Here is a 4,395-nt window from a genome sequence, read left to right on the forward strand (position 1 = left end):
GCCCTGGTTGCCGCTGCAGTGGCAGCAGGGCGATGCCCTGGCCACCGGCCTCGCCGATGGCTGGGCCGATGGGGCGGTGATGGCCTACGGCCTGCGCAACCTGGCCGATCCCGCCGCTGGCCTGGTGGAGCTGCGGCGCCTGCTGCGGCCTGGCGGGCGGGCGGTGGTGCTCGATTTCAACCGGCCCGATCCGGCATCGGCCCCGGCGGCCTTCCAGCGCTTCTACCTGCGCCGCCTGGTGGTGCCAGCCGCCCGTGCGGTGGGCCTGCCGGAGCAGTACGCCTACCTGGAGGAGAGCCTGGCCCGTTTCCCCACCGCCCCTGCCCAGGAGACGCTGGCCCGCTCCGCCGGCTTCGCCACGGCCCGGCACAGGCCCCTGGCCGGCGGCCTGATGGGGCTGCTGGAACTGCAGGCCTGATGGGTCGGCGGCAGGGATCGGGGAACACCGATCTGGCAGCATCGAGCCACCCTTCCTGCCGTCCTGGCCAGAACCCGACCGGCGCACCATGCTTTTCCAGGACATCATCGCCAGCCTCAACCGGTTCTGGGCCGACCAGGGCTGCCTGATCCTGCAGCCCTACGACACGGAAAAGGGCGCCGGCACCATGAGCCCCCACACGGTGCTGCGGGCGATCGGCCCGGAGCCCTGGGCGGTGGCCTACCCCGAGCCCTGCCGCCGCCCCACCGACGGCCGCTACGGCGACAACCCCAATCGGGCCCAGCACTACTTCCAGTACCAGGTGCTGATCAAGCCCTCCCCGGATGCCATCCAGGAGACCTATCTGGCCTCGCTTGAAATCCTCGGCATCCATGCTGCCGACCACGACATCCGCTTCGTGGAGGACAACTGGGAGTCCCCCACCCTGGGGGCCTGGGGCGTGGGCTGGGAGGTCTGGCTCGATGGCATGGAGGTGACCCAGTTCACCTATTTCCAGCAGTGCGGCGGCCTCGACTGCCGGCCGGTGTCGATCGAGATCACCTACGGCCTGGAGCGGCTGGCGATGTATCTCCAGGACGTGGAGAGCATCTGGGACCTGCGCTGGAACGGCGAGCGCAGCTACGGCGACATCTGGCTGCCCTTCGAAAAGGGCCAGTGCACCTACAACTTCGAGGCCTCCAACCCCGATCGCCTGCTGCAGCTGTTCGCCCTGCATGAGGCCGAGGCCGCCGATCTGGTGGCGGCGGGGCTGCCGGCCCCGGCCCTCGATCACGTGCTCAAGTGCAGCCACACCTTCAACCTGCTGGAGGCCCGCGGCGTGATCTCGGTGACCGAGCGCACCGCCACGATCGGCCGCATCCGCCATCTGGCGCGGCAGGTGGCGGAAGCCTGGCTGGAGGAGCGCCGGGCCCTGGGCTTCCCGCTGCTGGACGCACCACCGGCGTGAAGCGCACCCTGCTGGTGGGGGTGCTGGTGGTCGGCGCCTTCCAGGCCGGCCGGCTCACCGAGCGGGCCATCTGGCCCTGCCGGCTGCGGCCCCTCGCCGCCCTGGTCGCCCCCCTTCTGGGTCAGGAGCTGCCTAGCCCCCAGCTCTGCGAGCTGATGCTCAAGCTGCCGAACTTCTGAGCTGCCCGTCCCGCCTGGATTCAGGGAGCCACCACGGGAGCGGTGTCCGGAGACGCCGCCACCGCTGGGCCCCTGGGCGCGCCACCGAAGAAGAACTTCACACCCACTTCGAGGCCGTTCATGTTGACGGAAAAGCCGTTGGCCTCCTGGTCCCCGTTGTTCCATTTCAGGCCCATGTAGCGCCAGGACACGTTCAGATCCGTGTTGTCCCCGATCGCATAGCCCAGGCCCACCTGGGCATTGCCGCTGAGGTCCTGTTGGCCGCCCAGACCGAAGCCAGCGATATCGCCGCGGGCGAAGGCCCGCAGGCGCGGCGAGAGGAACACGGTGGCCTGGGTGCCCACCAGGGGCTGTACCCAGGTCCGCTGAAAGTTGCGGGTGGGCTCCAGCAGGGTGCGGCCGAAGGGGCCGTCCAGGGTGGCGGCCAGATTCAGGCGGCCATCGATCAGCCGTATCCCGGCATAGGGGATCACCGAATAGGTCCCGGGCTTGCCCAGGGCCGATTCCCGCTCGCCGAACCGGTAGCGGAGGGCGAAGTCGTAGATCCCCAGGGTCTGGCCCACGTCGGCCGTCGTCGTGAACAGCTGCCGGGGGCCGACCAGGCGCCCCGCCGAGTCGCCCAGGCTGGTGTACCAGAGGTCGGCCTGCAGGCCCACCCGGTCCTTTTCGATGCTGCCGCGGGCGGAGGCGGCAAACCGCAGGATGTCGAGGATTTCACCCAGGTCCTGGTCCACCTCCGCCTCCAGGCCCCGGATCGTTGTGGTGCCAATGGTGCGCAGCGGTGCGAAGCCGTACAGCTCAACGGTGCCGCTCCAGGGGGGGGCGGACGGTCTGGCCGGGGCCGTCTCCCCGGGTGCCGGCTCCGTCTGGGGGGTCTCCGGCGCGGCCGCCACCGCCGGTCGCGGCAGGCGCAGCTCCTGGCCGATCCAGGTGGCTTCCGGAGATTGGCCCGTCGCTGGATCGGCCAGGCTTGCCGCTGGCCACAGCGGCGGCATCACCATGGCCAGGCCGGCCAGGACGGGGACCAGGCGAGGCATGCTCTCGTTCATGGGGATGGGGGTGGGAGTCAGGACGTTCAGGCCCGGAGGCTGGTACGGGGATGCTCGCCGAACAGGGCGCGGTAATCGCGGGCGAAGTGCCCCGCGTTCATGAATCCCCACTGAGCGGAGAGTTCGGCGACCCGCGCCGCCTCCGGATCGGCCGCGAGCAGGGCACGCCGGACACTGTGTAGGCGACGGATCTTGAGGTAGGCCATCGGGCCCATCCCCAGGTGCTCCCGGAAGCCCTGCAGCAGGCTGCGCCGACCGGCCGCGACCTGGCGGCAGAGTCCATCGAGGCTGATCGGCTCGTCGGGATGGTCCTCCATCCAGGCCTGGGCCGCCTTCACCAACTCGATCCGAGCCGGCGGCCGGGCCAACCGCCCGCCGTGGCCGGTGCGGTGCACCAGGGCCTCCACCAGCAGGGGCACCAGATCCCCGCCCAGCCGCCGGCGGATCGCTGCATCCGCCATCAGGGCCGGTGACCGCTCGGCCAGACGGAAGATCCCGCGCAGACAGGCCCTCACCCGCCCGAAGCGCAGCGGATCGATCGCCTGCCAGTTGACACCCTCCAGCGACTCCTCCAGGCCCGGTCCGCCCAGATCGTGGGCCCACTGCAGGAACCTCTCCCGATCCAGGCTCAGCAACGCCAGGCTGCAGCGTTCGGGGGTGGTGAGGTGGATCTCGCCGGCGGCGGCCAGGCCGAAGAACGCCGTGGCCGGCAGCTCCAGCCCGTGGGAGCGCATCACGGGCTCGCCGGACTCCTCGCCCAGGTCGAGGGCGATCAGCTGGCGGCCCTTGGGTTTGGGCCCACCCCCGTGGAGGGGCCGATCGAAGCGCAGGCGCAGGACCTGGAGCGGACCGAGGTCAAGTGGAAGGAGCTCGCCGCAGAGACGTCCGCCTGCGAGCTGGGTGAGCTGCACGGGCAGCCGGGTGCTGAGCACCTCTTCCAATCGCGCGACGTCGTGGATGGAGCGGCACACGGGAGGAGCGGATCCGCACGTTTTGAGTGTTCGGATCGTTCCGCTCTGTGCATCCTTTAGGGGCGTGTCCCCCGAAGCCGTGGCGTCCGTCACGTGACAGCTGGGGACCTGAACCCTCTTCTTACCTCACTCCCTCACCCGCAGGGTGTTCCCCACCATGCCCAACGGCCAGCCCAACATCCTCATCCTCTGGGGCGATGACATCGGCCAGAGCAACCTCAGCTGCTACAGCGACGGCCTGATGGGGTACCAGACCCCCAACATCGACCGGGTTGCCAAGGAGGGTGGCCGCTTCATCCACTACTACGCCGAGCAGAGCTGCACCGCGGGCCGGGCGGCCTTCATCTCCGGCCAGAGCGTGTTCCGCACCGGCCTCAGCAAGGTGGGGCTGCCCGGCGCCGAAATCGGCTATCGCGCCGAGGATCCGACGATCCCCGAACTGCTGCAGCCGCTGGGCTACCGCACCGGCCAGTTCGGCAAGAACCACTTCGGCGACCGTGACGAGCATCTGCCGACGATGCACGGCTTCGATGAGTTTTTTGGCAACCTTTACCACCTGAACGCCGAGGAGGAGCCGGAGCTGCCCGATTACCCGAGTGCCGAAGACTTCCCCAATTTCAAGAAAAACTTCGGCCCCCGCGGCGTGCTGCACAGCTGGGCCAATGGCGATGGCACCCAGCGGATCGAGAACACCGGGCCGCTCACCAAGAAACGCCAGGAAACCTGCGACGAAGAATTCATGGCCGAGGCCAAGCGCTTCATCCGTGACGCGGTGGCCTCCGGCGAGCCCTTCTTCGTGTGGTTCAACACC

At 69.5% G+C, this 4,395-nt stretch carries 6 protein-coding genes; 4 read left to right on the forward strand and 2 right to left on the reverse strand.

Annotation, left to right across the window (positions count from 1 at the left end):
* The 3 genes from KQ305_RS10910 to KQ305_RS10920 form a co-directional block, all read left to right on the forward strand.
* Positions 1 to 418: class I SAM-dependent methyltransferase (locus KQ305_RS10910; protein WP_259725438.1), on the forward strand; the 418-nt coding region annotated here is incomplete at its 5' end.
* Between the two features lie 88 nt (positions 419 to 506).
* Positions 507 to 1,385 (forward strand): glycine--tRNA ligase subunit alpha, encoded by an 879-nt coding sequence (glyQ, locus tag KQ305_RS10915; protein ID WP_259725439.1) that lies wholly within the window; start codon positions 507 to 509, stop codon positions 1,383 to 1,385.
* Positions 1,382 to 1,564 (forward strand): hypothetical protein, encoded by a 183-nt coding sequence (locus KQ305_RS10920; RefSeq protein ID WP_259725440.1) that lies wholly within the window; start codon positions 1,382 to 1,384, stop codon positions 1,562 to 1,564. The genes glyQ and KQ305_RS10920 overlap by 4 nt, the downstream gene beginning before the upstream one ends.
* 20 nt (positions 1,565 to 1,584) lie before the next feature.
* On the opposite strand, the gene KQ305_RS10925 is transcribed toward KQ305_RS10920, so the two are convergent.
* Together KQ305_RS10925 and KQ305_RS10930 are read right to left on the reverse strand one after the other, a co-directional pair.
* On the reverse strand, positions 1,585 to 2,601 hold the full coding sequence (locus KQ305_RS10925) for a porin family protein (RefSeq protein WP_259725441.1): 1,017 nt from the start codon (positions 2,599 to 2,601) through the stop codon (positions 1,585 to 1,587).
* A 38-nt stretch (positions 2,602 to 2,639) separates the two neighbouring features.
* On the reverse strand, positions 2,640 to 3,584 hold the full coding sequence (locus KQ305_RS10930; RefSeq protein ID WP_259725442.1) for a helix-turn-helix domain-containing protein: 945 nt from the start codon (positions 3,582 to 3,584) through the stop codon (positions 2,640 to 2,642).
* Between the two features lie 157 nt (positions 3,585 to 3,741).
* Here KQ305_RS10930 and KQ305_RS10935 point away from each other — a divergent pair.
* Positions 3,742 to 4,395 (forward strand): sulfatase-like hydrolase/transferase (locus tag KQ305_RS10935; RefSeq protein WP_259725443.1); only part of this gene is annotated, 654 nt, incomplete at its 3' end.

The organism is Synechococcus sp. CS-1332 (assembly GCF_025127995.1).
Lineage (GTDB): Bacteria > Cyanobacteriota > Cyanobacteriia > PCC-6307 > Cyanobiaceae > Cyanobium.

Excerpts from the sequence above, each read along its gene's own strand:
- glyQ (WP_259725439.1), top strand. The coding sequence starts at position 507 with ATGCTTTTCCAGGACATCATCGCCAGCCTCAACCGGTTCTGGGCCGAC.
- KQ305_RS10925 (WP_259725441.1), bottom strand. The coding sequence starts at position 2,601 with ATGCCTCGCCTGGTCCCCGTCCTGGCCGGCCTGGCCATGGTGATGCCG.